We start from the raw sequence: 25,148 nt of genomic DNA, 5'->3' as shown, positions 1-25,148 counted from the left end.
GCTCACCGTCCCGCCGAGCGGGCGACTGGGGTGAGCTCCGGGCGGGCCGCCTAGACTCGCAAGGGTGCTGAATCGGATCGACCTGCGCGACGGTCTCGTGGACCCGCGCCGCCTGCTGCCCCGTGCCCAGCTCGACGTGTCGGTGGCCGTCGAGCGGATCAAGCCGCTCGTCGAGGCGGTACGGGAGCATGGGTACCCGGCGATCCGGGAGGCCAGTGAGCGGTTCGACGGCATCTCACCGGAGGTGCTGCGGGTGCCGGTGGAGGCGATCGCCGAGGCCGAGGGTGTGCTCGACCCGGCCGTGCGTGCCGCGCTGCTGGAGTCGATCGCCCGGGCCCGCAGGGTGCACGACGACCAGCGGCGCACCGACCACACGACCCGGGTGGTTTCCGGCGGCACGGTCACCGAGCGGTGGCTGCCCGTCGACCGGGTGGGCCTCTACGTCCCCGGCGGCCTGGCGATGTACCCGTCGACAGTGGTGATGAACGTGGTGCCGGCCCAGGCGGCCGGAGTCCGCTCCCTGGTGGTGGTCAGCCCGCCGCAGAAGGACAACGGCGGCCTGCCCGACCCCCGGGTGCTTGCCGCGTGCGCGCTGCTCGGCGTCGACGAGGTCTACGCCGTGGGCGGCGCCCAGGCGGTGGCGATGCTGGCGTACGGGTCCGCCGTCGACCCGGCGGGCGCGCTGCGGTGCGAGCCCGTCGACCTGGTCACCGGCCCGGGCAACATCTGGGTGACCGCCGCCAAGCGGCTGCTGCGGGGTGTCGTCGGCATCGACGCCGAGGCCGGCCCGACCGAGATCGCGATCCTGGCCGACGCCAGCGCCGACCCGGCGCACGTCGCCGCCGACCTGATCAGTCAGGCCGAGCACGACCCGCTCGCGGCGAGCGTGCTGGTCACCCCGTCGGTGGCGCTCGTCGAGGCGGTCGAGCGGGAGCTGGCCCGGCAGGTGCCCGCCACCAAGCACGCCGAGCGGGTGACCACGGCGCTGACCGGCGAGCAGAGCGGCGTGGTCCTGGTCGACGACCTTGAGGCGGGGCTGCGGGTGGTCGACGCGTACGCGGCCGAGCACCTGGAGATCCAGACGGTCGACGCCCGGGAGTGGGCGCTGCGGGTGCGCAACGCCGGAGCGATCTTCGTGGGCGCCTGGTCGCCGGTGTCGCTCGGCGACTACTGCGCCGGCTCCAACCACGTGCTGCCCACCGGCGGCTGCGCCCGGCACTCGTCCGGGCTGTCGGTGCAGTCGTTCCTGCGCGGCGTGCACCTGATCGAGTACACCGAGGCCGCGCTGCGCGAGGTGGCCCCACACGTGGTCACCCTGGCCAACGTGGAGGACCTGCCGGCGCACGGCCAGGCCGTGCAGGCCCGCTTCCCGAAAGGGGTGGCGTGACCTCGCTCGATGATCTGCCGATCCGCGACGACCTGCGCGGGCTGTCGCCGTACGGGGCGCCGCAGCTCGACGTGGCGGTGCGGCTCAACACCAACGAGAACTCCTACCCGGTGCCGGAGCCGGTCGTCGACGCGATCGGCAAGGCGCTCGCGGCCGAGTTGCGCGACCTGAACCGCTATCCGGACCGGGACGCGGTGGCGCTGCGCGCCGACCTGGCCGAATATCTCGGGCACGGCCTGACCGTCGAGCACGTCTGGGCGGCCAACGGCTCGAACGAGATCCAGCAGCAGTTGTTGCAGGCGTTCGGTGGGCCGGGGCGCACCGCGATGGGTTTCGTGCCGGCGTACTCGATGCACCCGCTGCTGGCCCTCGGCACCGGCACCCGGTGGGTGCCCGCTGAGCGCGGCGTCGACTTCGGGCTGACGGCCGACGAGGCGGTGGCCCAGGTCCGCGAGCACCGGCCCGACGTGGTCTTCCTCTGCTCGCCGAACAACCCCACCGGCACCGCGCTGGACCCGGCGGTGGTCGCCGCGGTGCTCGACGTCGCGCCCGGCATGGTGGTCGTCGACGAGGCGTACGCCGAGTTCGCCCGGCCGGGCACGGTCAGCGCCCTCGCGGTGCTGCCCGGCCACCCGCGGCTCGTGGTCACCCGCACGATGAGCAAGGCGTTCGGCTTCGCCGGTGGCCGGCTGGGCTACCTGGCCGCCGACCCGGCGGTGGTGCGGGCGGTGCAGCTGGTCCGTCTGCCGTACCACCTGTCCGCGCTGACCCAGGCCGCCGCCCGCGCGGCGCTGGCCCACCGCGACGCCCTGCTGGGTACGGTGAGCGCGATCATGGCCCAGCGGGACCGGATCGTCGCGACGCTGCGCGAACGCGGCCTGCGGGTGGCCGACAGCGATGCCAACTTCGTGCTGTTCGAGTCCGGCGGCGACCAGGCCGCCGCCTGGCAGGCCCTGCTGGCGCAGGGGGTGCTGGTCCGTGACGTCGGCCTGCCCGGCTGGCTGCGGGTGACCGCCGGCACCCCCGCCGAGACCGACGCCTTCCTAGCTGCAATGGAGATTCAGCAATGAGCCGGACCGCCCGGGTGGAGCGGATCACCAAGGAGACCAAGGTCCTCGTCGAGATCGACCTCGACGGCACCGGCGCCGCCGAGATCAGCACCGGCGTGGGCTTCTACGACCACATGCTGAACCAGATCGCCCGCCACGGCGGCTACGACCTGACCGTGCGCACCGTGGGCGACCTGGAGATCGACGCCCACCACACGATGGAGGACACCGCGCTCGCGCTGGGCGCCGCGTTCGACCAGGCGCTGGGCGACAAGGCCGGCATCCGGCGGTACGGCTCGGCGACCGTCCCGATGGACGAGGTGCTGGTCCGGGCCGCGGTGGACCTGTCCGGCCGCCCGTACGTGGTGCACGACGAGCCGGTGCTGGCCCCGTACATCGGGCCGGTGTATCCGACCAGCATGACCCGGCACATCTGGGAGTCGTTCGGCCAGGCGGCCCGGATGACCCTGCACGTCGACGTGCTGCGGGCAGCCCGTCCGGGTGGGCACCCGGACGCGCACCACGTGGTGGAGGCCCAGTTCAAGGCGGTCTCCCGGGCGCTGCGCGAGGCCACCGCTATCGACCCGCGGGCGGCCGGCGCGATCCCGAGCACGAAGGGGGCGCTCTAATGGGTGCCGCGTTGCCGACGTTGCTGCTGATCCTGGCCGGGGTGCTGGTGGGCGGCGCGTGGTCGCTGCACCGGCAGGGTGCGCCGAGGGGCGCCGTGGTGATCACCGGGCTGCTCGCGCTGCTCGCCACGGCCGCCGGGGTGCTCCGGCTGATCCCGGAGTCGGGGTCGTGACCGCCGACGTGGTGGTGCTCGACTACGGCTCGGGCAACCTGCGCTCGGCGGAGCGGGCGCTGGCCGCGGCGGGCGCGTCCGTCCGGGTGACCGACGACCTCGCCGCGGCGGCCGCCGCGGACGGTCTGGTGGTGCCGGGTGTGGGCGCCTACGCGGCGTGCATGGCGGGTATCGAGGCGCTCGGCGCCGGGCCGGTGATCGCGGAGCGGGTGGCCGCGGGCCGCCCGGTGCTCGGCATCTGCGTGGGCATGCAGGTGCTCTTCGAGCACGGCGAGGAGCACGGGGTGGTGACCAAGGGCCTCGGGCTGCTGCCCGGCGGGGTGACCCGGTTGGCCGCGCACCGCCTGCCGCACATGGGCTGGAACACGGTTCGCGCGCCCCGCGGGTCGGTGCTGTTCGCCGGGTTGCCGACGCAGAGCCGGTTCTACTTCGTGCACTCGTACGCGATGGGTGACCCGGCGGCGTTGGCGGCCGCGGGGGCCGTGGTGACCACGGCCCACCACGACACCGACTTCGTGGCCGCGGTGGAGCGTGGGCCGCTGTCGGCGGCGCAGTTCCACCCGGAGAAGTCCGCCGACACCGGTGCCGCGTTGCTGCGCAACTGGCTCGCCACCCTGCCCGCCGGTGACTGAGCGCCGGCACCGCCCGGCGTCCGGCGGGCGGGCGTCGCGGTGAGCCGGGAGCGGGCTCGTCGGCGGGCCGAACGTGAGGCTGACCTGGCGCGGGAGCGGGCGGCCCGGCAGCGCCGGGTGGCGCGTCGGCAGCGCCGCCGCGCGGTCGTCCGACGGTTGACGCCGCAGTTGCGCCGGGGCCGCACGGGCCGGCTGGCTCGGCACACGCGGGGTGAGCGGGCGGCGATCGTGCTGCTCACCGGGGCGGCGATGATTCTGATCTGGACGTTCGTCGACGATCTGGCGTTGCGTGTCGCGCTGATCGTGCTGTTGCTGCTCGTACTCCCGGCGATCGTGGTGATCGCTCTGGACCGTCGTACCTGATCGAGGAGAAGACGTTGAGTCTCACCCTGTTACCCGCCGTGGATGTCGCCGACGGCCGGGCTGTCCGGCTCGTGCAGGGCGCCGCCGGCAGCGAGAGCGTCTACGGCGACCCGTTGGACGCGGCGCTGGCGTGGCAGCGCGACGGCGCGGAGTGGATCCACCTGGTCGACCTGGACGCGGCGTTCGGCCGGGGCACCAACGCGCACCTGCTCGCCGAGGTGGTGCGGCAGTTGGACGTGCAGGTGGAGTTGTCCGGCGGCATCCGTGACGACGAGTCGCTGCGCGCGGCGCTGGGCACCGGGGCGAGCCGGGTGAACATCGGCACCGCCGCGCTGGAGGACCCGGTGTGGTGCGACCGGGTCGTCGGGGAGTACGGCGACCGGGTCGCCATCGGGCTGGACGTACGCGGTCAGACCCTGTCCGCGCGGGGTTGGACCCGTGACGGCGGTGACCTGTACGAGGTGCTGGAGCGCCTGGACAAGGCGGGCGCCACGCGGTACGTGGTCACCGACATCACCAAGGACGGCACCATGCGCGGCCCGAACCTGGATCTGCTGCGCGAGGTGTGCGCGCGTACCGACCGGCCGGTGATCGCCTCGGGTGGCGTGTCCACCCTGGACGACCTGCGGGCGCTGGCCACGCTGGAGCCGCTGGGCGTGGAGGGCGTGATCGCCGGCAAGGCGCTGTACGCGGGCGCGTTCACGGTGGCCGAGGCGCTGCGCACGTTGGCCGAGGCGTGACGGTCACCCGGCTGGGCTCGGGAGGGCCGTGGGAGCAGAGCTACGGCTACTCCCGGGTGGTCCGGGCCGGTGACCTGGCCTGGACGGCTGGCTGTACGGCCACCGTCGACGGTCGGGTGGCGCACGTCGGGGACGCCGCCGCGCAGACGGCGCAGGCGTTGCGGATCGGGTTGGCGGCGCTCGCCGAGGTGGGCGTGCAGCCGGGTGACGTCGTCCGGACCCGGATGTACGTGACCGACCGGCTGCACGCCGACGAGGTGGGCCGGGCGCACAACGCGGTCTTCGGGGCGGTCCGCCCGGTGGCGACGCTGGTGGTGGTGGCGGGTCTGCTCGACCCGGAGCATCTGGTCGAGGTGGAGTTGGAGGCGTACGTCGGCGACCGCTGAGCTGCCGGTGGCCCTCGTCACGGCCGCGCTCCGGCCCGATAGGTTGTGCACAACTTAATTGCGGGCTACGGTTCACGGGTGACCGATGATCTGGTGCTGCGCCGGCAGGTGTGCTTCGCGCTCTACGCCGCGTCGCGCGCCCTCACCGACGTGTACCGGCCGATCCTCGACGAGTTCGGGCTGACCTATCCGCAGTACCTGGTGCTGCTGGTGCTCTGGGAACGCCCCGACGACGCGCCGACGGTGTCCGAGCTGGGTGCCGAGCTGCGGCTGGACTCCGGCACGCTCTCCCCGCTGCTCAAGCGGCTGGAGGGGGCGGGCCTGGTGGTGCGGCGGCGGTCGGCGCGCGACGAGCGGCGGGTCGAGGTGGGCCTCACCGAGCAGGGCCGGGCGCTGCGGGAGCAGCTCTGCGACGTCCCGCTGCGGATCGCGCAGGCCACCGGGCTGGGCATCGCCGAGCTTGTCGCGCTGCGCGACACCCTCACCCGGGTCACCGACACCATCCACCGACAGAAGGAGCAGTGACTCTCATGCAGGTTCTCTACACCGCGTCCGCGACCGCCACCGGCGATGGCCGGGACGGCCACGTCGAGACCTCCGACGGCACCCTCGCGTTCGACCTGGCGGTGCCGAAGGAGATGGGTGGCGCGGGTGGCGCCGCTAACCCCGAGCAGCTCTTCGCCGCCGGCTACGCGGCCTGCTTCCACAGCGCCCTGCGCGTGGTGGCCCGCCGCGCCAAGGCCGACGTGACCGGCTCCGTGGTCGGCGCCGAGGTCGGCATCGGCCCGAACGGCAGCGGTGGCTTCGGGCTCACCGTGCGGCTCGTCGTCGACCTGCCCGCCGTCGCCCGCGACGCCGCCGAGCAGCTCGTCGAGCAGGCCCACCAGGTCTGCCCGTACTCCAACGCGACCCGTGGCAACATCGAGGTCGCGTTGACTGTCCGCGAGACCCTGGCCGCCTGATGTCGCGGACCCGGACCCCACCCGCGGACGAGAGGACGACCACCCGATGACCAGCAACCGTGAGATCCACCTGGCCAGCCGCCCCGAGGGCTGGCCCACCGAGGACACCTTCCGGCTCGTCGAGACCGACGTCCCGAGGCCCGGACCGGGCCAGATCGTGGTCCGCAACCAGTTCATGTCCGTCGACCCGTACATGCGGGGACGGATGAACGACGTCAAGTCGTACGTCCCGCCGTTCGCCCTCGACGCCCCGCTCGACGGGGCCGCGATCGGCGAGGTGGTGGCCAGCGAGTCGGCCGACATCGCGGTCGGCGACACCGTGCTGCACGGGCTGGGCTGGCGGGAGTACGCGCTGCTCGACGCCACCGCCGCGCGCAGGGTCGACCCGAGCGTCGCCCCGGCCAGCGCGTACCTCAGCGTGCTCGGGATGACCGGCCTGACCGCGTACGCCGGTCTGCTGGAGGTCGCCGCGATGAAGCCCGGCGAGACGGTCTTCGTCTCGGCCGCGGCCGGCTCGGTCGGCAGCCTGGTGGGCCAGATCGCCAAGCTCAAGGGCGCCGGCCGGGTCATCGGCAGCGCCGGCTCGGCCGCCAAGGTCGAGCGGCTGCGGGCGCTGGGCTTCGACGCCGCGTTCGACTACCACGACGGGCCGGTCCGCGAATCGCTGCGGGCGGCCGCCCCGGACGGCGTCGACGTCTACTTCGACAACGTCGGCGGGGACCACCTGGAGGCGGCGATCTCGGCCATGAACCTGCACGGCCGGGCCGCCATCTGCGGCATGATCGCCCAGTACAACGACACCGAGCCGCCCGCCGCGCCCCGGAACCTGTCGCTGGTCATCGGCAAGCGGCTGACGCTGCGCGGCTTCCTGGTCCGCGACCACAACCACCTGCGGGACGCGTTCGTCCGCGACGTCGCGGGCTGGCTGCGCGAGGGCAAACTCTCCTACGACGAGACGGTCGTCGACGGCATCGAGAACGCCCCGGCGGCGTTCCTCGGCCTGCTGCGCGGCGAGAACCTGGGCAAGATGCTCGTCCGGGTGTGAGCACCCGCACGTGGCGCACGGCGGTCGGCCCGGTCGGGTCGGCCGTCGTGCCATGCGCGGAGGATAGGCTGGCGGCATGACGGTGGCGGTGCGCGTGATCCCCTGTCTCGACGTGGACGCCGGGCGCGTGGTCAAGGGGGTCAACTTCCTCGACCTGCGGGACGCCGGCGACCCGGTGGAGCTGGCCGCCGCGTACGACCGGGCCGGCGCCGACGAGCTGACCTTCCTCGACGTCACCGCGTCCTCCAACGACCGGGGCACCATGCTCGACGTGGTGCGCCGCACCGCCGAGTCGGTCTTCATCCCGCTGACGGTCGGGGGTGGGGTCCGGCAGGTCGGCGACGTCGACACGCTGCTGCGCGCGGGCGCGGACAAGGTCGGTGTGAACACCGCCGCCATCGCGCGGCCGGAGCTGATCGCCGAGATCGCCGACCGGTTCGGCCGGCAGGTGCTCGTGCTCTCCCTCGACGTACGCCGTGCCCCGGCCGGGGTGACGCCCAGCGGGTTCGAGGTCACCACCCACGGTGGCCGGCGCGGCACCGGCCTCGACGCGGTGCGCTGGGCGCGGCAGGTGGCCGAGCTGGGCGCGGGGGAGATCCTGCTCAACTCGATGGACGCCGACGGCACCAAGGCGGGCTTCGACCTGGAGCTGATCGGCGCGGTGCGGGCCGTGGTGGACGTGCCGGTCGTGGCCAGCGGTGGGGCCGGCGAGGTGGCGCACTTCCCGCCGGCGATCGGGGCCGGCGCCGACGCGGTCCTCGCCGCCAGCGTCTTCCACTTCGGCGAGCTGACGGTGGGCGAGGTCAAGGACGCCCTGCGCCGCAGCGGTCACCCCGTGCGCTAGCCACGCCGGGCCGTCGTCCGCGCCGCGCCCAGGTGGTACGCGTCGTGCGCGATCAGATTCGCGAACGCTCCCGCCCATACCCAGCACCGGGCGCGGGTGCCGCAGATCGGGCATCGCCCGTGTCGCTGCTCATGCTCGGCCAGAACCCGCCACCATCTGGCCAGTTGCTCCGGGCTTGGCGCACTCACCGGGCTCCATCCAGGTTCGCGCGGATCGCAGCGACCGACACCTGCGCCTCGAAGCACCACCCGCCGGCGCAGTCCGGTACGGGGCCAGCACACGTGTGCCCCCGCATCCGCACCAGTCCGCCGACCGGCTGCTGGTCCACGACCACCGCCCACACCAGTTCGTCGCGGTTGGTCGGGTTCGGGCTGATCTCCCACGCCAGCAGGTGCAGCAGGGTGCCCGCAGGCACCTGAAGGCTGTCGGTCATGCTCGGCTCCGAGGGCAAAGGGTGGACATCACCGGGAACGGCAGCCACAGTTCCCGTCGATCCCGCCGGAAGCTGCTGTGCCAGATGGGCTGACACGTCGAGCGTGGCCGATAAGCTGGGCCTACGGCAGGCGTGAGCGGTGTGCACACGCTCCTGCACACGCTGGGGGTCGGGAATGGACACCTTCGGGCAGCTACTCAGACGGCATCGCGAGAGCGCCGGGCTGTCCCTGCGGCAGCTCGGTTCGCTCATCCACTTCCAGTACAGCCACATCGCCCAGGTGGAGCGTGGTGGACGCCGTGCCACCGATGCGCTGGCCACGGCCTGCGATCGGGCCTTGGGCGCTGACGGCGCGCTCGTCGAGGCGTACCGGACCGACCGTGCCGGCGCCACCGACATGCACAGACGCACCATGCTGCGCGCCATGACCGCCTTGGCTGCCGCCCCCGCCGTCGCGCCCCTGGCCGGGTTGGAAGCCCTCCGCCACGGCCTCGGCGACGCGGTGACGCCCGACCACGACGAGTGGGAGCAGATCGTGGCCGACTACGGCCACAGCTACTACCGGCAGGCCCGTCCCGCGCTGATGGCCCAACTGGGTGCCGACCTGACCGTGCTGCAACACCAACTCGCCGCCGACACTGGTACGCGCCGGCCTGGTCTTCTGCGAGCTGCCTCCCGCCTGTCCGTCATCGTCGCGTTGAGCCTTGTCGCGTCGGGGCAGACCGTGCTAGGTCGCCGCTGGTGGCGGACCGCCCATCGGGTTGCCGACGAATCCGGGGACACCGACACCCGGGTGTTGGTGCGGGCGTGGAATGTGGTGAACGGCTGCTACGACGGACGCCAACCGTCGGCGGTCGTCGCCCTGTCGGACGAGGCACTGCCTCTACTGGGGCGGCGGGCTACGTCGGCGGCGTGCGGGTTGCTCGCCGGCCGGTCCCAAGCCCTGTCGTTGGCCGGGCGGCATGCGGAGGCGGTGGCGACGGTGCGGCAACTCGCCGACCTTGCCCAGCAGCTACCAGCCGCGATCGTGGACGACGTGGAGTCGTTGTGGGGGTGGCCGGAGCATCGGCTTCACCACACCGAATCGTGGGTGTACACGCACGGTGGCCGTCTGGTCGACGCGGAGGCCGCGCAGGAGCGGGCCCTCGACCTGTACCCGGCGTCGCAGGCGCGGTTACGTGCGCAGGTGCAACTGCATCAGGCTGCCCGGCTGATCCGGGGCGGGCATGTTCCCGACGGGTTGCGGTACGCCGCCGACACCCTCGACGCGCTGCCGGTCGAGCTGCACAACCACCTGCTGCGGTCGGTGGCCGCCCAGGTCACGGCTGCCGTACCCACAGTGGAGCGGTCGCGGCCCGCGTTCGCCGATCTCGCCGACCGGGTTCGGGCCTAGGCTCATCCGCTATGCCGGTGACGTACACCGTGCACACCGCCGAGTCGGCCGCGGCCGTGTTTCCGGCGCTGGCCCGCCTGTACGCGGTCGTCTACGCCGAGCCGCCCTACGCCGAGGGGCCGGAGCAGGTTGCCGCGTTCGCCGACGGGTTGCCCGACGAGTCGCGACGCCCAGGATTCACCCTCGTGGTCGCCGAGGAGGTGGGTGTGCTGGTGGGTGCGGCGTACGGGTGGACGATGCCCGCCGGCCGTTGGTGGATGCGCGCCGACACCAAGCCTTTCGCCGACCTCCGGACCGCCGACAAGTTCGCGGTGATGGAGTGGGTCGTGCATCCCGACCGGCGCGGTGCGGGCATCGGTGCGGAGCTCATCCGCCGGCTCCTCGACGGGCGGCCCGAACGGTGGGCGACCCTGGCGTCCAACCCGGCCGCACCCGCCCGTGCCATCTACCAGCGCGCGGGTTGGCAGCAGGTCGGCGGATCGGCGATGCCCGACGGCACACCCATGCACCTGCTCGTCCTGCCGTTGCCCGCTGCGCCGGTCCGGCGTCGCTGACCCCCGGCCCGGGTCCATCGGCGCGACGTTTCGCCCGCTTGGCAATCTTGGACAGTTTCCGTTAGCAGGTAACGGAAACTGTCCAAGATCTGCAATGGGTGTCAGTGGCCGCCGGAGTGGCCCTCGGGTGACCGGCGGGGGGTGGGGATCGACCGGACGGCGTACTCCTGCACGGCCGCCGCGTGCTCGGCCTCGTCCAGGATCCAGTCGGCGCGGCCCGGCGCGTGCCGGCGGCTCAGCACGCCCTGCACGGTGTCCACCATCGTCGCTACCCCGGCGCGCGGCCGGGTGCGCCAGAGCTGCTCACCCTCCGTGGTGATGCGGAACCAGCCGTCGGCGACGGTGACCAGACCCGCGCCGACCAGCCGCTGCACCGCGGCCTCCACCTCGTGCCGCTGCGGAATCGCCTGGTTGAGGTGATCGGCGGTGGACAGCACGTCGGTCAGGCGTACGCCCTCCGGCCGACGACTCGTCGCGGACCGTCGGTGCCGCCCGGCCCCGCTCGCGATCACCAACGACACGAAGATCCAGGCGTCGCTCCAGCGCCAACCGTTCTCCCCCATGCAGAGATGATGACGGCGAGCGCCGCGGAAGGGAACACCCACCCTCCAACGAGCCCGTTTCGACCATCGTGCGTGCCGGCCCGTGGACGGTCGGTGAGCGCTCAGGCGGCCGGGGCGGGAGCGGCGCCCGGCGGGTCGCCCGCGGTGGCGCCCGGCGGGTCGCCGGCGGTCGCGTCCAGCGCGGGCACCGCGACGAGCGGGATGAAGAACTGCGCCAGTGGGCCGATGGCCAGCGCGTACGCGATGGTGCCCACGCCGACCGTGCCGCCGAGCAGCCAGCCCAGCGCGAGCACGGTGACCTCGATGACCGTGCGCACCAGGCGGATCGAGCGCCCGGGTCGGCGGGCGACGAAGCCGGTCATCAGCCCGTCGCGTGGACCCGGACCCAACTGGGCGCCGAGGTAGAGCGCGGTGGCCGCGCCGTTGGCGACGATCCCGGTGATCAGCAGAGCGATGCGGGCGCCGAGGGGGCCGCCGGTGGGCAGCAGGGCCAGGGTGGCGTCCACCACCAGGCCAATCACCACCACGTTGCTGACCGTGCCGAGGCCGGGCCGCTGGCGCAGCGGGATCCACAGCAGCAGCACCAGGGCGCCGACGCCGATGGTGACCGTGCCGAAGGAGAGCCCGGTCCGCTCGGACAACCCCTGGTGGAAGACGTCCCACGGGTCGAGGCCCAGGTCGGAGCGGATCATCAGGGCCATGCTGACCCCGTAGAGGACGAGCCCTGCGTAGAGCTGGGTGAGCCGTCGCACCGGCCGCTGCCGCAGATTGCCAATCAGTGCCATGCATGCCACCCTAGGTGCCAATCCTCCCGGAGGAAGAGGCCAATATCCGAGGAGTGGCCATGACAGCGCAGGTGCGAGGCGTCCAATTGGCCCGCTTGCTGGGGCAGTGGCACGCCCTGCCGGGCCGTCGTCGCAGTCCCGACTACGCCGCCCTGGCCGGCGCGGTGCGCGGCCTGCTCGCCGACGCCCGGCTCCCGCTGGGCGTGCGCCTCCCGGCGGAACGCGAGCTGGCCGAGGCGCTGCGGATCAGCCGCACCACGGTCACCGCCGCGTACCGGGAGCTGCGCGAGACCGGGCATCTGGCCAGCCGCCGGGGCGCCGGCAGCTGGACGATGCTCCCCGGCAACCACCGGGTCGCCAGCACCGGGCTGTGGACCCCGCTGGACGACCGGGAGATGATCGACCTCGGCGTCGCCGCGTTGGCGGCCCCGCCGCAGCTGCTCGCCGCCGCGCGGGCCGCCGCCGAGGATCTGCCCCGCTACCTGGGCGGGGCCGGCTACCACCCGACCGGGATCGGCGAGCTGCGCGCCGCGGTGGCCGCCGGCTACACCGCGCGGGGGTTGCCCACCTCGGCCGACCAGATCATGGTCACCAGTGGCACCCAGCACGCCCTGGACCTGGTGCTGCGCCTCGCCCTGGCGCCCGGCGGGAGCGTGCTCGTCGAATCCCCGACCTACCCCAACGCGCTCGCCGCGCTGGCCAGCCGGCGGGCCCGGATCACGACACACGGGCTGTCCTCCGACGCCGGTGGCTGGGAACCCGACCTGCTGCTGGGCAGCCTGCGGCAGACCCGGCCCAAGCTGGCGTACCTGATTCCGGAGTTCCAGAACCCGACCGGGCACCTGATGCCGTCCGCGTTGCGCGAGCAGGTGGTCGCCGCCGCCCACGCCGTCGGCACCGACCTGATCGTCGACGAGTCCTTCGTGGACCTGCCGCTGGACGACACCGAGCTGCCCCCGCCCACGGCCACGTTCGACCGGCACTCCCGGGTGGTGAGCATCGGAGGAATGAGCAAGCCGTACTGGGGTGGCCTGCGCATCGGCTGGGTACGCGCCTCCGCGCCGCAGGTGCAGCGGCTGGCCGCCGTCCGGGTCGGTGTGGACATGTCCAGCCCGGTGCTCGACCAGTTGGTCGCGGTGCACCTGCTCAACGACGCGGCGGCCATCGTCGCCGCCCGCCGGGCCCAGCTCACCGCCCAGCGCGACGCGTTGCTGGCCGCGCTGGCGCACCGACTTCCGGACTGGCGGGTGACCGTGCCGCGCGGCGGCGTGACCCTCTGGGCCGAACTGGACGGCCCGGTCTCCAGCGCGCTCGCCCGCGCCGCCGAGGAGGTCGGTGTCCGGCTCGCGCCCGGCCCCCGGTTCGGTCTGGACGGCACCCTGGAACGCTTCCTGCGGCTGCCGTTCACCCTGCCGGCCGCCGACCTGGTGGAGGCCGTGGAGCGGATCGCCACGGTCCGCTACGACCTGGACCGGACCGGCCGGCAGCGATGGCGGGAGCCGTCCGTCATCGCCTGAGCCCGGCCGGCCCCCCGGTCGACGCGCCGGTGGCCCCACACCCGAGCGGGTGCGAGGCCACCGGCGGACCGTTTCTACAGCTCGGCGAGGGTGCCCGCGTACATCTTGTCGATCTCGGCGGCGAAGTTGCTCTCCACGCCACGGCGCTTGATCTTCAACGACGGGGTGATCTCGCCGTCCTCGATCGTCAGGTCGCGCGGCAGGATCGCCACCTTCTTGATCGTCTCCCAGCGGTTGAGCTTGGCGTTGAGCTGGGCGACGTACTCCTCGACCATCGCCTGCGCCTCCGGCGAGGCGACGATCTCGGCATAGTCGCGGCCCTCCAGCGGGCCGCCGGCCACCCAGCCCCGGATCGCGTCCGGGTCCAGCGTGACGAGCATCGTGCAGAAGTTGCGGGCCTGACCGACCACGACCGCCTGCGAGGTGTACGGGCAGATCGCCTTGAACATCCCCTCGATGTGCGACGGCGCGATGTACTTGCCGCCCGAGGTCTTGACCAGGTCCTTCTTGCGGTCGGTGATCCGCAGGTAGCCCTGCTCGTCCAGGCTGCCGATGTCACCGGTGCGGAAGAAGCCGTCCTCGGTGAACGCGGCAGCGGTCTCCTCCGGCAGGTTGTGGTAGCCGCGCATCACGGGCCGGCCACGGACCAGGATCTCGCCATCGGTGTCGATCCGGCACTCCAGGTCGCCCATCGCCTGCCCGACAGTGCCGATCCGCAGCCCGGAGGGCGGGTTCACGAAGTTGCCGGCGCTGGTCTCGGTGAGGCCGTAGCCCTCGGAGATCGGCAGGTTGGCGGCGGCGAAGAAGGTGGCGATCTCGGGGCTCAGCGGAGCGGCGCCGGAGACCAGCACCCGCATCCGGCCGCCCAGGCGGGCCTGGAGCTTGCTGAACACCAGCTTCTCGGCCAGCCCGTAGCGCAGCTTCAACCCGGCCGGCACCGGCTTGCCGGCCTGCTCCAGAGCGACCTTCTCCTTGCCGACCTGGACACCCCAGGCGAAGATCTTCGCCTTCGCGCCGCCGGCGCCCTGCGCGGTGGTCACCGCCCGGTTGTAGACCTTCTCGAAGACCCGGGGAGCGCCGCACATCAGGGTCGGCCGGATCACCGCGAGCAGGTCGACCAGCTTGTCCACCCGCCCGTCGACGTAGGTGGGCAGACCGACGTGGATCGCGCCGCAGAGCAACGTCTTGCCGAACGAGTGGGCCAGCGGCAGCCACAGGTACTGCAGGTCGTCGTCGCGCAGCAGCCCGACCTCGGCCTGCGCCACGGCCTCCCAGCACCAGCCGCCGTGCAGCAGCTCGACACCCTTGGGCTGGCCCGTGGTGCCGGAGGTGTAGATCAGCGTGGCCAGGTGATCCGGGCCGATGCCGGCCACCAGCATGTCGATCAGATCGGGCTCGGCGGCCAGCGCGCGGGTGCCCTGCTCCTCCAGGTCGGCCAGGGTGAGCTGGGGAACCGCGGCGTTCGGGTCCGGGGTGCCGTCGAAGAGCACCACGTGGGTCAGCGCCGGCAGGGCCGCTCCGGCGATCTTGGCGGCCTGCGTCGGGTTCTCCGCGAAGAGCACCCGCGAGGCGGAGTCAGCGATGATGAATGTCGCGTCCGCCGGCTCGGTGGTCGGGTAGACGGTGGTGGTCGCCCCGCCGGCGCACATGATGCCGAGGTCGGCGACCACCCAGTCGAGCCGGGTGTTGGCGAGGATAGCGACGGGATTCTCCTGGCCGACGCCGAGCGCGTGCAGGCCGGCGGCGACGGCCTTGGCGCGTTGGCCGACCTGCTCCCAGGTCAGCCAGTCGGGGCCCGAGTCGTCGGGGGTCGGGGACGCGAACGCGTGGCGGTCGGGGGTGGCCGCCACACGCTTGAGGAACATGTCCGGGATGGAACGGTACGGTACATCGAGAGCCATCGCTGTAGCCGCCTTCGGGGGTGGTGGCGTGACGGTCGTCACGTCATAGTGGTTACCGAAGAGTATTGCCTGGCACCGGGCATCGGCTAGTGCTGGTGATCGGCTGGCTGCCCTGGCCCGCCGGCCGACACACCCCGGATCAGGCGTAGCGGGCAGCCACGAGTGACCAGTCGTAGGTCGCCTGGACCCAGTTGCGCCGCGCGGCCAGCGGCGAGCGCAACGCCTCGACACCGCTGGCCAGCAGCCTCTCCTCCGCCGCCAGGTACGCCGCCAACCCCCGGTTGAAACGGTCGGCGGCCGCCCATAACGCGTCCGCCTCGGCCAGGCCGCCCTCCTGGGCGATGACCGTCACCAGGTTGTGCGCGTCCGGGTCGGCCCGGCTCTCCTTGCCGTACGAGAAGAGGTCGTTGCACCAGCAGACCAGGTCCACCGCCAGCAGGTCCAGGGCGGCCAGCGCCGGTTCGGCACGCCGGGTCGGGCCGGGTGGCTGTTCCGACGCCAGGTCGGTCAGGGTGAGACAGGGGTGCACGCCGCCGATGTGCCGACGCAACTGGACGTACTCCGTCAACCCCGGCACCCGCCGGCGTTCCCGGTTGGCGGCCTCCCAGAGCAGCGCCAGCAGATACTGGCGCACCTGGCTGACGAACCGCAGCAGCATCGGCGCCCGACCCTCGGCCCGGGTCCGGCGGCACAGATCGTGCAGCGCGGCACCCAGCGGGCCGGCGTTTGGCGGCAGTGGCGCGAGCGGGTCGCCGCACCGGTCCAGCACGTCGAGCAGCGCGGCGATGACCGGCGCCAGCCGGCCCGGGTCGGCCCCGAGGCCGTCCTCGTCGCAGGCGTCGTCCATGACGAAGAGCCAGGAGATCAGGTCGGTGAGGAGCCGCAGCCCCTGCGCCGGCCCTTCCGGGCAGGCCCGGCCGGCCAGGCCGGCGGCGTCCGCCAGTTGTAGTCGATGAACCTGATGACCGGAATTGACCAAACCGAGAGCGCGCGCCCACTCGACGCTCTCGCTGGCCACCCGATCCGTGGACTTGTGGCGCCCCGCCGCGAAGGAGGGTTCCCGTAGCGCCGAGATCGCGAAGCTCCGCATCGTGTGCCCCCACATAGTGCCGCCCCGGCGCGGAACGGCGCGGTGAAGCGTACGGGAGGAGGTATCGGCGCGCATCGCTAGGACTGCGGCAGTTGTCCGGCGCCTATGACCGATTAGGCGCAGAAAGTCACATGCCCAGGCTGGCGTTGCGGAGCTGCCGCGCGGACGTCGCCGAACCGTCCAGTTGAACCCGGGCCACCCGCTGCCGACCGGAGAGGAACAGGGTCAACTCGGCCGGCGCGCCCACCAGCCGCAGCCGCTCGCCACCACGGCCGACGGAGATTTCGCCGTGACCGGGCGCCTGCACGTAGAGGTCCGCCGGGAAGCGGCGCAGCGTCAGCCGGGCGAGCGGGGCGACCCGCTTCCACAGGGTGGCCTGCAAACCGCGGGACAGCTCGCGCGGCTGCCACCCCGGGACGGCCCGCCGCACGTCCTCGTGGTGGATGAAGAACTCCACCGTGTTGACCAGCTCGTCGGTCAGCGGGTTGCTGATCGGGCTCCACACCGGCGGCCGGCGCACCTGCGCCACCAGCTCAGGGTAGGGCCCGGCGGCGAGCCGTCGGCGGACCCGCTCGGCGTGCCCCCGCAGCGGCGCCAGCAGGATCCCGCCGGCCGCGTCCGGACGGCGCTCGCGCGACACCAGGTGCGCGGCGAGGTCACGGGTCGCCCAGCCCTCGTTGATCGTCGGCGCGTCGGGCCCGAGGGCCAGGAAAAGATCGGCCAGCGCCTCGCGCTCGGCTCGGGCGTACCGCGACATGGCCCGATCGTAGGCCCGCGGACGCGCCACCGCGCGCCGGCGGACGCCCGGCCGCACCCAGAGCCCGTACGTCCGGTACGTGACGGTCGACATATCCCGTCCGGGTCGGCGGTGCCGGCTCGCAGCGGTAAGGATGAGGGAGATAATTGTGGCTTACGGCGGGGGAGAGCGTGGCGAGCAGGACAAGTCGGGACGTGCTCGGCAGGGGGCTGGGGGTTCTGCGGCAGGCGATCCGGGAGCAGCCGCGGATCTTCGCGGTTGCCGTGATCGGCAGTGTGCTGTTCGGCTCGATGGTCATCGTCAGCGCGTACGTGGTGGGCGCGGTGGTCGGTGATGTGGTGGTGCCGGCCATCGCGCGGGGCGAGGTGGGCGTCGGCACCCTGGCGCTGGCGGCGGTCGCCCTGTTCGGGATCAGCGTGCTGCGGGTGGTGGGCATCTTCGGCCGCCGGCTCGGCGCGGGCTACATGCAGTACCGGCTCCAGGCCGCCTACCGCCGCCGGGTCACCCGCCGCTACCTGGACCTGCCGCTGTCGTGGCACCACCGCAACGCCACCGGCACGCTGCTCTCCAACGCCAACTCCGACGTGGAGGCGGCCTGGTATCCGATCGCTCCGCTGCCCTTCGCGGTGGGCACGCTGGTGATGCTGGTCGGCGCGATCGTCTCGCTGTTCGCCACCGACTGGGCCCTCGCCCTGGTCGGCCTCGCGGTCTTTCCCGCGCTGTTCGCGCTCAACGTGGTCTACTCGCGCCGGATGGCGCCCCGGCAGGCCCGGGCGCAGCGGTTGCGCGCCGAGGTCAGTGGCATCGCGCACGAGAGCTTCGACGGCGCGTTGGTGGTCAAGACGATGGGCCGCGAGGCGCAGGAGACGGCCCGGTTCGCCGGTCGCGCCGGCGAACTGCGCGACGCGTTGATCGCGGTCGGCCGGCTGCGGGGCGTCTTCGACCCGCTGCTGGAGACGCTGCCCAGCCTCGGCACCCTCGCGGTGCTGGTGGTCGGGGCGTTCCGCCTGCGCGAGGGCGCGATCAGCGTCACCGAGCTGGTCAGCGTCGCGTTCCTCTTCACCGTGCTGGCCTTCCCGGTGCGGGCCATCGGCTGGGTGCTGGCCGAGCTGCCGCGCAGCGTCGCCGGCTGGGACCGGGTGCGCCGGGTGCTCGACGCCACCGGCGAGATGCCGTACGGGCAGCACGTGCTCGACCCGGCCACCCCGGGGCCGGCCACGCTCACGTTCACCGACGTGCACTTCTCCTACCCGCCGGCCGAGGCGCACCAGCCCGGCGCGCAGGTGCTCGGCGAGGTCGGCTTCACCGTGCCGGCCGGCCGCACGGTCGCGCTGGTCGGGCCGACCGGCGCCGGCAAGTCCACCATCGCCTCGCTGGCCGTACGCCTGGTCGACCCGGACTCCGGCGTCGTCGAGCTGGACGGCGTGAATGTGCGCGACCTGACCGCCGCGTCGCTGGCCGGCACGGTCGCGCTGGTCGCGCAGGTGCCGTTCGTCTTCGACGACACCGTGCGGGCCAACGTCGCCCTGGACCGGGCGGGCATCGACGACGAGGACGTCTGGGCGGCGCTGCGCCTGGCCGAGGCGGACGGGTTCGTCGCCGCGCTGCCGGAGGGCCTGGACACGATGGTCGGCGAGCGGGGCACCTCGCTCTCCGGCGGCCAGCGGCAGCGGCTCACGCTGGCCCGCGCGCTGGCCGGTCGGCCACGCCTGCTGGTGCTCGACGACGCGACGAGCGCCGTGGATCCCCGTGTGGAGGCGGCCATCCTCGCCGGTCTGCGGGCGTCGGCGGGCGAGCCGGGAGTGCCGGCCGCGTCGATCCTGGTGGTGGCGTACCGCCGGGCGACCATCGCCCTCGCCGACGAGGTCGTCTACGTGGAGCAGGGCCGGGTGGTCGCCCGGGGCACGCACACCGAGCTGCTGGCCACCGTCGGAGGGTACGTGGACCTGGTCACCGCGTACGAGCAGGCGGAGGTCGACCGCGCGCAGGAGCGCGCGTACGACGACGAGGTGGCGCAGCTGCCGTCGGGCCTGGAGATCGAGGTGGACCGGTGAGCGCGAGGAGTGCAGCGCAGCGGAGCCCCGCAGTCGCGAACGAAAGGCAAGACCGGTGAGTACGACGGTGACGAATGACGAGCGGGACGCGCGGACGGAGACGACCTGGCAGACCCTGCGGCGGGGGTTGGCGCTCTCCCCGGAGCTGCGGACCGGCCTGGCCGCCACGCTGGGCCTGGCCCTGGTCTACATGGTGGGCCGGGTGGCCGTTCCGGTCGCGGTGCAGCAGGGCATCGACCGCGGCATCGTCGGCGGTCTGAACCTCGACGTGGTCTGGTCGGTGGTGGCGGTCACCGCGGCGATCCTCGTGGTCACCACGGCCTGCGGCTATCTGATGATGCGCCGGCTGTTCACGGTCAGCGAGACGGCGTTGGCGAATGTGCGGACGCGGGCGTTCCGGCACGTGCACGACCTGTCGATGTTGCACCAGCAGTCGGAGCGGCGTGGGTCGCTGGTCTCGCGGGTGACCAGCGACGTCGACCAGATCACCCAGTTCCTCCAGTGGGGTGGGGTGATCCTGCTGGTCAACCTGGGTCAGCTGGTGGTGACGACGGCCGTCATGCTGGCGTACTCCTGGCAGCTGACCCTGGTGGTGCTGGTGGCGTTCCTGCCGGCGGTGCTCGTCATCCGACAGTTGCAGCGTCGCCTCGGCGCGGCGTACGCGACGGTGCGTCAGCGCACCGGCACGCTGCTGGGCGCGGTCGGCGAGAGCGTCGTGGGCGCGCCGGTGATCCGGGCGTACGGCATCGCGGGGCGCACGGCCCGGCGGTTGGACGACGCCATCGACAATCAGCGCCTGGCGCAGCAGCGGGCGATCCGGATCAGCATCGTGGGCAGTTCGGTCGGCGAGCTCGCGGCCGGGTTGGCGCTGGCGGGCGTGGTGGTGCTCGGGGTGACGTTGGGGGTGGACGGCACGCTGTCGATCGGCCAGCTGACCGCCTTCCTCTTCCTGGTGACGCTGTTCATCCAGCCGGTGCAGATCGCCACCGAGGTGCTCAACGAGGCGCAGAACGCGATCGCGGGCTGGCGGCGGGTGCTGGACGTACTCGACGTGGCCCCGGATGTGGCGGACCCGGGGGAGCAGGGACGGGACCTGCCGGCTGGTCCGTTGGACATCCGGTTCGCCGGGGTGCGGTTCGCCTATCCGGGTGGCCCGCCGGTGCTGCACGACATCGACCTGGAGATCCCGGCGAAGAGCCGGGTCGCGGTGGTCGGCGAGACGGGCAGCGGCAAGACGACCTTCGCGAAGCTGCTCACCCGCCTGATGGACCCGTCGGCGGGAGCGGTGCTGCTGTCCGGGGTGCCGCTGGCGCAGGTGCGGTTCGACTCGCTGCGCTCCCGGGTGGTGATGGTGCCGCAGGACGGGTTCCTCTTCGACGCGACGGTGGGGGACAACGTCCGGTTCGCCCGGCCGGAGCTGACCGACGAGCAGCTCGGCGCCGCGTTCACGGAGTTGGGCCTGGCGGACTGGTTGGATGGTCTGCCCGCCGGCCTGGACACGCCCGTCGGGGAGCGTGGCGAGGCGTTGAGCGTCGGGGAGCGGCAGCTTGTCGCGCTGGCCCGGGCGTACGTGGCCGATCCGGACCTGCTGGTGCTGGACGAGGCGACCAGCGCGGTGGACCCGGCTACCGAGGTGCGGCTGCAACGCACCCTGGACGCCGTCACGCGGGGTCGCACGACGCTCGCCATCGCGCACCGGCTCTCCACCGCGCAGGCTGCCGACGAGGTGATCGTGGTGGACCGGGGTCGCATCGTGCAGCGCGGCCCGCACGATGAGCTGGTGCACGATGCCGACTCGGTCTACGGCCTGCTGTACGCCTCCTGGTTGGAGCAGACCCGGTAACGAAGTGCCAGGCTGCTGGACGCCGTGGAACGGGTGCTCTACGCTCCGGGTTAGGTAAGCCTAACCTCTTAAGGAGGTCGCGCCATGCGGCCCAGCCCCGCCGAGATCGTTCGTACCCTCGTCGCCGGTCGGCTGCCCGGTCTCGTCCACCTGGCCCGCCGGCCGGGCCCGCACCACGCCCGGCACGTGACCGATCCCGACGGCCGGGTGCTGCTGCTGGTGCCGGTGGCCAGCCACCTGGGCGCCGCGCTGCGGCCGGTGGCCGGTGGCGCCGACGTCGCAGTGGTTCTGGACGTCCTCGACCTGCCGCCCGCGGCCGGCGCTCCCGGGCTGGGGCGGGCCTGGGTCTCCGGCTGGGCCGCCGAACTGCACGACGAGGAGGCACGCCGAGCGGCGCTCGACTTCGCCGCGGTCGAGCCGACCGGCGACCTGCTCGACGTGGGCGTCCGGTTCCGGCTGTTCCGCTTCGAGGTGGCCGAGGTGCGCTGGGAGCGGGCCGGCGTCGTGCACCGGATCGACCCGGGGGAGTACGCCGAGGCCGAGCCGGACCCGGTGCACCCGTTCGAGGCGCTGCTGCTGGCCGACCTCGCCGAGCGCGACGCCGACCAGGTGACCGACTACCTGCGCCGGCAGCTCGGGTTGACCGAGCAGACCCCGGACGGGCCGCCGCGCGTGGTGCGCATCGACCGTTACGGCCTGGTGGTCGCCCTCGGGCGCCCCGGCGCGCGGCGGCGCGTCCGGCTGGCGTTCCCGTGCCCGCTGGCCGAGCCCGATGAGCTGAGCCGCCTCCTGCCGCCGCTGCGTCGCCCGGCCGACGCCCGCCCGCCCCGCTGAATGGCGGTCTAGGTCGGCAACTGCCCGGTGAGGTAGCGCTGAATGGTCGGGCCGATCATGGCGACCAGCGTCTCCCGGTCCGCCGAGGCGACCGGCTCCAGCCGTACCACGTGCCGCATCATGGCCAGCCCGATCAGCTGGGTGGCGACCAGCGAACCGCGCAACGGCAGCTGGGCCGGATCGACGTCGAGCTGGTCGAGGACCCGACGCAGCACCTGCGTGGTGATGAACTCGCGCAGCAGGCGGGCCGTCCACTCGTTGCTCACAGCGGAACGCATCAGCGCCACACCCGCACTGCCGGCCGGGGAGTCCCAGATGCCGAGGAACGCCCGCACCAGTCGCTCGCCGATGCCGTTCCGGTCGCCGGCGAGCACCGTCGGTAGCACCTCGCCGGGATCGACCGGGAACTGCATCGCGGCCAGGAAGAGCTGGTCCTTGCTGCCGAAGTAGTGGTGCACCAGCGCCGGGTCCACCCCGGCGGTGGCGGCGATGCCGCGGATCGAGGCGGCGTCGAAGCCGCGCTCGGCGAACGCCGCCCGCGCCGCGTCGAGGATCGCCTCCCGGGTGTCCGGGTTGCCGGGTCGCCGGCCGGTCCGCCGCGTCATCGCCGCCCTTCGTTCGTCCGCTGACGCCGCCGGTCGCCCGACGGCTGGCGGCAACCCGCGGGGCGCGGGTCGCCGCCGGTCGGTCAGCCGGTGCGCCGGCGCAGGGTCGCCGCCGCGAGCACCAGCGCCAGCACCACCGCGCCGAGCACCACGCCCACGTCCCGCCACATCGTGCCGGTCGGCTCGGCGTTGGCGCCGACTTCCTGCAACGCCTCGATGGCGTACGACAGGGGGAAGGCGTCACTGAGCGCCTGGAGCCAGCCGGCCATCTGGTCGCGGGCCACGAACAGCCCACAGAGCAGCAGTTGAGGGACCACCACGACCGGCAGAAACTGTACTGCCTGGAACTCGGTGCGGGCGAAGGCGCTGCACAGCAGCCCGAGGGCGACGCCGAGCACCGCGTCGAGCACCGCGATCCCGATCACCAGGCCGCTGCTACCGACGGTCCGGAGATCGAAGATCCAGTACGCCACACCGGCGGCGACCGCGGCCTGTACGGCGGCGGCCAGCCCGAACGCGATGCCGTACCCGAAGAGCAGGTCGAGCTTGCCCAGCGGGGTCGTGAGCAGCCGTTCCAGGGTGCCGGAGGTGCGTTCCCGCAGCATCGCGATGCTGGTGACGAGGAACATGATCACGAAGGGGAAGATGCCCAGCATCACCAGCGCGATCCGGTCGAACGTCGACGGCTGCCCCGGCGGGGTCGGCTGGTCGACGTACATGAAGTAGACCAGGGTGAGCAGGACGGCCGGCACCAGCACGAGCAGCGCGATGGTGCGCCGGTCGTGCCGGAGCTGACGCAGGATGCGGCCGGTGGTGGCCGCCAGGATCCGCGGGTTCACGATGCCTCCCGTCCGGCCGGCGCGTCCGTGGCGCCGGCCTTGATCAGTCGCAGGAACGCCTCGTCGAGGTCGTCCACGCCGGCGGCGGCGCGGATCGCGGCCGGGCTGTCGTCGGCGATCAGCCGCCCCTGGCGGATCAGCAGCAGCCGGTCGCAGCGGGCCGCCTCGTCCATCACGTGACTGGACACCAGCAGGGTGGTGCCGGCGGCGGCCATGGCGTGGAACCGGGCCCACAGGTCGGCCCGCAGCACCGGGTCCTGACCGACGGTCGGCTCGTCGAGGATGACCAGCTCCGGGTCGCCGACCAGGGCGCAGGCCAGCGAGGCGCGGCTGCGCTGACCACCGGAGAGGGTGGCGACCAGTTGACCGGCCGCCTCGGCCAGCCCGACCGCGCTGACCGCCTCGTCGGCCTCGGCACGACCACGGCCGTACAGGGCCGCGAAGTACCGGGCGTTCTCCCGGACGGTCAGGTCGGCGTAGACGCTCGGCGCCTGGGTGAGGTAGCCCACCCGGTTGCGCAGCTCCGGGGCGCCCGCCGGCTGGCCCAGCACGGTGACCGTCCCCGCGCTGACCAGCTGCACGCCGACCACCGCGCGCATGAACGTGGTCTTGCCGCTGCCGCTGGGGCCCAGCAGGCCGGTGACGGCGCCGCGCGGAACGGCGCAGCTGATGCCGTCCAGCACCCGCCGTCCGCCCCGGTCGACCACCAGGTCGCGGACGGTTATCGCGTCGTCCATCACGCACCTCCGAAAAACTCATCGTCTGTTGAACTCAACGCTAGATGAGATAACTCCGTCCGCGCAACAGCCCGCTTCCCCGACACCGCCCGCCGTCGCGCCCAGCATCACAACGGGCAGTAGGCTCCGGACCGGACAGCAGGTCCGGCAACGGGCATTGCGTACTGATCGGGCGTACGGCACGATGACGCCGTGGGTCACGCTCCGTTACCGCACAGCGGATTTCTTGAGGACTGGGCCGCGCGGTTGCGGGACGCCGCTGAGCGGCCGGTCGTCGGCATCCTGCTGCGCGGCAGTCACGCCCGACGGGCCGCCACCGCGCACAGCGACGTCGACCTCGACGTGCTGGTCGGCGGCTCCCCGTACGCTGCCCGCCGCGCGTACCTGGCCGAGACCGCCGGCCGGGTCACCCACGTCTCGGTGGCCGCCCGCGACGTCCGCTCCTGGGTGCACCGGCTCGGCGAACCGGCCGACTGGGCGTTCGGGCTGCCGGTCACCGCGCCGGCCCGGCTGCTCTGGGCCGACCCGCACTGGCGGCCCCGGATCGACCTGCCGGTGCTCTGCCAGCCCGCCGGGCCACCCCGGCTGGAGGAGCTGATCGCCATGCTCGGCAAGGCCGCCGCCGCCCGGGCCGCCGCCGACCGCCTCGGGGTCCGGCTCGCCGTGGCGGACCTCGCCCGGCTCTGCCCGTCGGTGCTGCGCCCGGCGAACCCGTCGGTACGGGTGTCGTCCCGGCGGGCGGCGTTCGCGGCGGCCCTGGAGCTGCCGGTCGCCCCCGCCGGTTACCGGGACGACATGCTGCTCTGCCTCGGGCTGCGTCCGGGCGGCACCGGGCAGCTCTGGGCCGCCGCCGTACGGCTGGTCGCCGGGATCCTGCCGTTGATCCGCCCGTACGCCGGGGAGATCGCCGACACGGCCGGCGCCGACCTGGCCGACGCCCTGGTCGACGGCCGGCTGGACCGCTACGTGGCCCAGCTCGCCCGGCCCGGGGGCCACCTGCCGAACCCTCGGCGGGAGTCGTCGCCGGTGCCCG

General features: G+C 73.3%; 27 protein-coding genes and 1 pseudogene. 19 read left to right on the top strand and 9 right to left on the bottom strand.

All coding sequences use genetic code 11. The features are described 5' to 3' along the window. The first annotated feature begins 64 nt into the window (after positions 1 to 64). From hisD to hisF, 12 genes are all read left to right on the top strand, one after another. The gene (hisD, locus tag ABZU53_RS22130) at positions 65 to 1,387 is read left to right on the top strand and encodes a histidinol dehydrogenase (RefSeq protein WP_355067219.1); all 1,323 of its coding nucleotides are present in this window, start codon (positions 65 to 67) and stop codon (positions 1,385 to 1,387) included. Next, positions 1,384 to 2,457, top strand: coding sequence for a histidinol-phosphate transaminase (locus ABZU53_RS22125; protein WP_355067218.1), 1,074 nt, complete (start codon positions 1,384 to 1,386; stop codon positions 2,455 to 2,457). Before hisD ends, ABZU53_RS22125 begins: the two co-directional genes overlap by 4 nt. Then, complete coding sequence (hisB, locus tag ABZU53_RS22120; RefSeq protein ID WP_355067217.1) at positions 2,454 to 3,065, top strand: imidazoleglycerol-phosphate dehydratase HisB; 612 nt, start codon at positions 2,454 to 2,456, stop codon at positions 3,063 to 3,065. Before ABZU53_RS22125 ends, hisB begins: the two co-directional genes overlap by 4 nt. Beyond that, the gene (locus ABZU53_RS22115; RefSeq protein WP_355067216.1) at positions 3,065 to 3,238 is read left to right on the top strand and encodes a hypothetical protein; all 174 of its coding nucleotides are present in this window, start codon (positions 3,065 to 3,067) and stop codon (positions 3,236 to 3,238) included. Before hisB ends, ABZU53_RS22115 begins: the two co-directional genes overlap by 1 nt. Further along, complete coding sequence (gene hisH, locus ABZU53_RS22110; RefSeq protein WP_354856151.1) at positions 3,235 to 3,870, top strand: imidazole glycerol phosphate synthase subunit HisH; 636 nt, start codon at positions 3,235 to 3,237, stop codon at positions 3,868 to 3,870. The genes ABZU53_RS22115 and hisH overlap by 4 nt, the downstream gene beginning before the upstream one ends. A 39-nt stretch (positions 3,871 to 3,909) precedes the next feature. After that, complete coding sequence (locus tag ABZU53_RS22105; RefSeq protein ID WP_354856152.1) at positions 3,910 to 4,233, top strand: hypothetical protein; 324 nt, start codon at positions 3,910 to 3,912, stop codon at positions 4,231 to 4,233. Positions 4,234 to 4,247: 14 nt separating this feature from the next. Beyond that, on the top strand, positions 4,248 to 4,973 hold the full coding sequence (gene priA / locus ABZU53_RS22100; RefSeq protein ID WP_234588027.1) for a bifunctional 1-(5-phosphoribosyl)-5-((5-phosphoribosylamino)methylideneamino)imidazole-4-carboxamide isomerase/phosphoribosylanthranilate isomerase PriA: 726 nt from the start codon (positions 4,248 to 4,250) through the stop codon (positions 4,971 to 4,973). Further along, complete coding sequence (locus ABZU53_RS22095) at positions 4,970 to 5,359, top strand: RidA family protein (RefSeq protein ID WP_354856154.1); 390 nt, start codon at positions 4,970 to 4,972, stop codon at positions 5,357 to 5,359. The genes priA and ABZU53_RS22095 overlap by 4 nt, the downstream gene beginning before the upstream one ends. Before the next feature lie 78 nt (positions 5,360 to 5,437). Then, positions 5,438 to 5,884, top strand: a complete 447-nt coding sequence (locus ABZU53_RS22090) for a MarR family transcriptional regulator (RefSeq protein WP_355067215.1) — start codon at positions 5,438 to 5,440, stop codon at positions 5,882 to 5,884. A gap of 5 nt (positions 5,885 to 5,889) precedes the next feature. Further along, positions 5,890 to 6,321 (top strand): organic hydroperoxide resistance protein, encoded by a 432-nt coding sequence (locus tag ABZU53_RS22085; RefSeq protein ID WP_355067214.1) that lies wholly within the window; start codon positions 5,890 to 5,892, stop codon positions 6,319 to 6,321. Between the two features lie 46 nt (positions 6,322 to 6,367). Continuing rightward, on the top strand, positions 6,368 to 7,366 hold the full coding sequence (locus tag ABZU53_RS22080; RefSeq protein WP_354856157.1) for an NADP-dependent oxidoreductase: 999 nt from the start codon (positions 6,368 to 6,370) through the stop codon (positions 7,364 to 7,366). Between the two features lie 76 nt (positions 7,367 to 7,442). After that, positions 7,443 to 8,210 carry an imidazole glycerol phosphate synthase subunit HisF gene (hisF, locus tag ABZU53_RS22075; RefSeq protein WP_354856158.1) on the top strand — a complete coding sequence of 256 codons (768 nt, stop codon included), beginning with the start codon at positions 7,443 to 7,445 and terminating at the stop codon, positions 8,208 to 8,210. Positions 8,211 to 8,394: 184 nt separating this feature from the next. Here the strand turns inward: hisF and ABZU53_RS22070 are convergent, their stop codons facing one another. Further along, positions 8,395 to 8,643 (bottom strand): hypothetical protein, encoded by a 249-nt coding sequence (locus ABZU53_RS22070; RefSeq protein ID WP_355067213.1) that lies wholly within the window; start codon positions 8,641 to 8,643, stop codon positions 8,395 to 8,397. A gap of 175 nt (positions 8,644 to 8,818) precedes the next feature. On the opposite strand from ABZU53_RS22070, the gene ABZU53_RS22065 reads away from it, so the two are divergent. Then, complete coding sequence (locus ABZU53_RS22065) at positions 8,819 to 10,036, top strand: helix-turn-helix transcriptional regulator (protein ID WP_355067212.1); 1,218 nt, start codon at positions 8,819 to 8,821, stop codon at positions 10,034 to 10,036. A gap of 11 nt (positions 10,037 to 10,047) precedes the next feature. Further along, positions 10,048 to 10,590: a GNAT family N-acetyltransferase gene (locus tag ABZU53_RS22060; protein ID WP_354856161.1), complete on the top strand. Its 543-nt coding sequence runs from the start codon at positions 10,048 to 10,050 to the stop codon at positions 10,588 to 10,590. A gap of 101 nt (positions 10,591 to 10,691) precedes the next feature. Here ABZU53_RS22060 and ABZU53_RS22055 read toward each other — a convergent pair whose 3' ends face one another. Further along, complete coding sequence (locus ABZU53_RS22055; RefSeq protein WP_354856162.1) at positions 10,692 to 11,153, bottom strand: hypothetical protein; 462 nt, start codon at positions 11,151 to 11,153, stop codon at positions 10,692 to 10,694. A gap of 101 nt (positions 11,154 to 11,254) precedes the next feature. After that, a complete protein-coding gene (locus tag ABZU53_RS22050) occupies positions 11,255 to 11,938 on the bottom strand; it encodes a hypothetical protein (RefSeq protein WP_354856163.1) in 684 nt (227 codons plus the stop codon). 59 nt (positions 11,939 to 11,997) lie between these two features. On the opposite strand from ABZU53_RS22050, the gene ABZU53_RS22045 reads away from it, so the two are divergent. Then, positions 11,998 to 13,455, top strand: a complete 1,458-nt coding sequence (locus ABZU53_RS22045) for a PLP-dependent aminotransferase family protein (RefSeq protein WP_354856164.1) — start codon at positions 11,998 to 12,000, stop codon at positions 13,453 to 13,455. Positions 13,456 to 13,529: 74 nt separating this feature from the next. Here ABZU53_RS22045 and ABZU53_RS22040 read toward each other — a convergent pair whose 3' ends face one another. From ABZU53_RS22040 to ABZU53_RS22030, 3 genes are all read right to left on the bottom strand, one after another. After that, positions 13,530 to 15,356 (bottom strand): long-chain fatty acid--CoA ligase, encoded by a 1,827-nt coding sequence (locus tag ABZU53_RS22040; RefSeq protein ID WP_354856165.1) that lies wholly within the window; start codon positions 15,354 to 15,356, stop codon positions 13,530 to 13,532. Positions 15,357 to 15,495: 139 nt separating this feature from the next. After that, positions 15,496 to 16,446, bottom strand: a complete 951-nt coding sequence (locus ABZU53_RS22035) for a terpene synthase (RefSeq protein ID WP_355067211.1) — start codon at positions 16,444 to 16,446, stop codon at positions 15,496 to 15,498. A gap of 127 nt (positions 16,447 to 16,573) precedes the next feature. Continuing rightward, entirely contained in the window at positions 16,574 to 17,203 is a 630-nt protein-coding gene (locus ABZU53_RS22030) for a TIGR03085 family metal-binding protein (RefSeq protein ID WP_355067210.1), read from the bottom strand. Positions 17,204 to 17,373: 170 nt separating this feature from the next. Between ABZU53_RS22030 and ABZU53_RS22025 the strand changes: the two genes are divergently transcribed. The 3 genes from ABZU53_RS22025 to ABZU53_RS22015 all read left to right on the top strand — a co-directional run bounded on the left by ABZU53_RS22025 (position 17,374) and on the right by ABZU53_RS22015 (position 21,934). Then, entirely contained in the window at positions 17,374 to 19,257 is a 1,884-nt protein-coding gene (locus ABZU53_RS22025) for an ABC transporter ATP-binding protein (RefSeq protein WP_355067209.1), read from the top strand. Positions 19,258 to 19,324: 67 nt separating this feature from the next. Next, on the top strand, positions 19,325 to 21,100 hold the full coding sequence (locus ABZU53_RS22020; protein ID WP_354856181.1) for an ABC transporter ATP-binding protein: 1,776 nt from the start codon (positions 19,325 to 19,327) through the stop codon (positions 21,098 to 21,100). Positions 21,101 to 21,184: 84 nt separating this feature from the next. Continuing rightward, a complete protein-coding gene (locus ABZU53_RS22015) occupies positions 21,185 to 21,934 on the top strand; it encodes a DUF2470 domain-containing protein (protein WP_355067208.1) in 750 nt (249 codons plus the stop codon). Positions 21,935 to 21,942: 8 nt separating this feature from the next. On the opposite strand, the gene ABZU53_RS22010 is transcribed toward ABZU53_RS22015, so the two are convergent. The 3 genes from ABZU53_RS22010 to ABZU53_RS22000 form a co-directional block, all read right to left on the bottom strand. Beyond that, positions 21,943 to 22,539, bottom strand: a complete 597-nt coding sequence (locus tag ABZU53_RS22010; protein ID WP_354856170.1) for a TetR family transcriptional regulator — start codon at positions 22,537 to 22,539, stop codon at positions 21,943 to 21,945. Positions 22,540 to 22,622: 83 nt separating this feature from the next. Further along, a complete protein-coding gene (locus ABZU53_RS22005) occupies positions 22,623 to 23,378 on the bottom strand; it encodes an ABC transporter permease (RefSeq protein WP_354856171.1) in 756 nt (251 codons plus the stop codon). Next, a complete protein-coding gene (locus ABZU53_RS22000) occupies positions 23,375 to 24,115 on the bottom strand; it encodes an ABC transporter ATP-binding protein (protein ID WP_354856172.1) in 741 nt (246 codons plus the stop codon). Before ABZU53_RS22000 ends, ABZU53_RS22005 begins: the two co-directional genes overlap by 4 nt. 192 nt (positions 24,116 to 24,307) lie before the next feature. On the opposite strand from ABZU53_RS22000, the pseudogene ABZU53_RS21995 reads away from it, so the two are divergent. Continuing rightward, a pseudogene (locus tag ABZU53_RS21995) lies at positions 24,308 to 24,994 on the top strand (phosphoribosyl-AMP cyclohydrolase); the annotation flags it as partial. Positions 24,995 to 25,148 lie beyond the last annotated feature (154 nt).

This window comes from Micromonospora sp. NPDC005194 (assembly GCF_040608335.1).
In the GTDB taxonomy this organism is placed as follows: Bacteria; Actinomycetota; Actinomycetes; order Mycobacteriales; family Micromonosporaceae; genus Micromonospora.
Note: the sequence above shows the minus strand (reverse complement) of the source record. Positions and strands in the feature narration are given on the sequence as shown.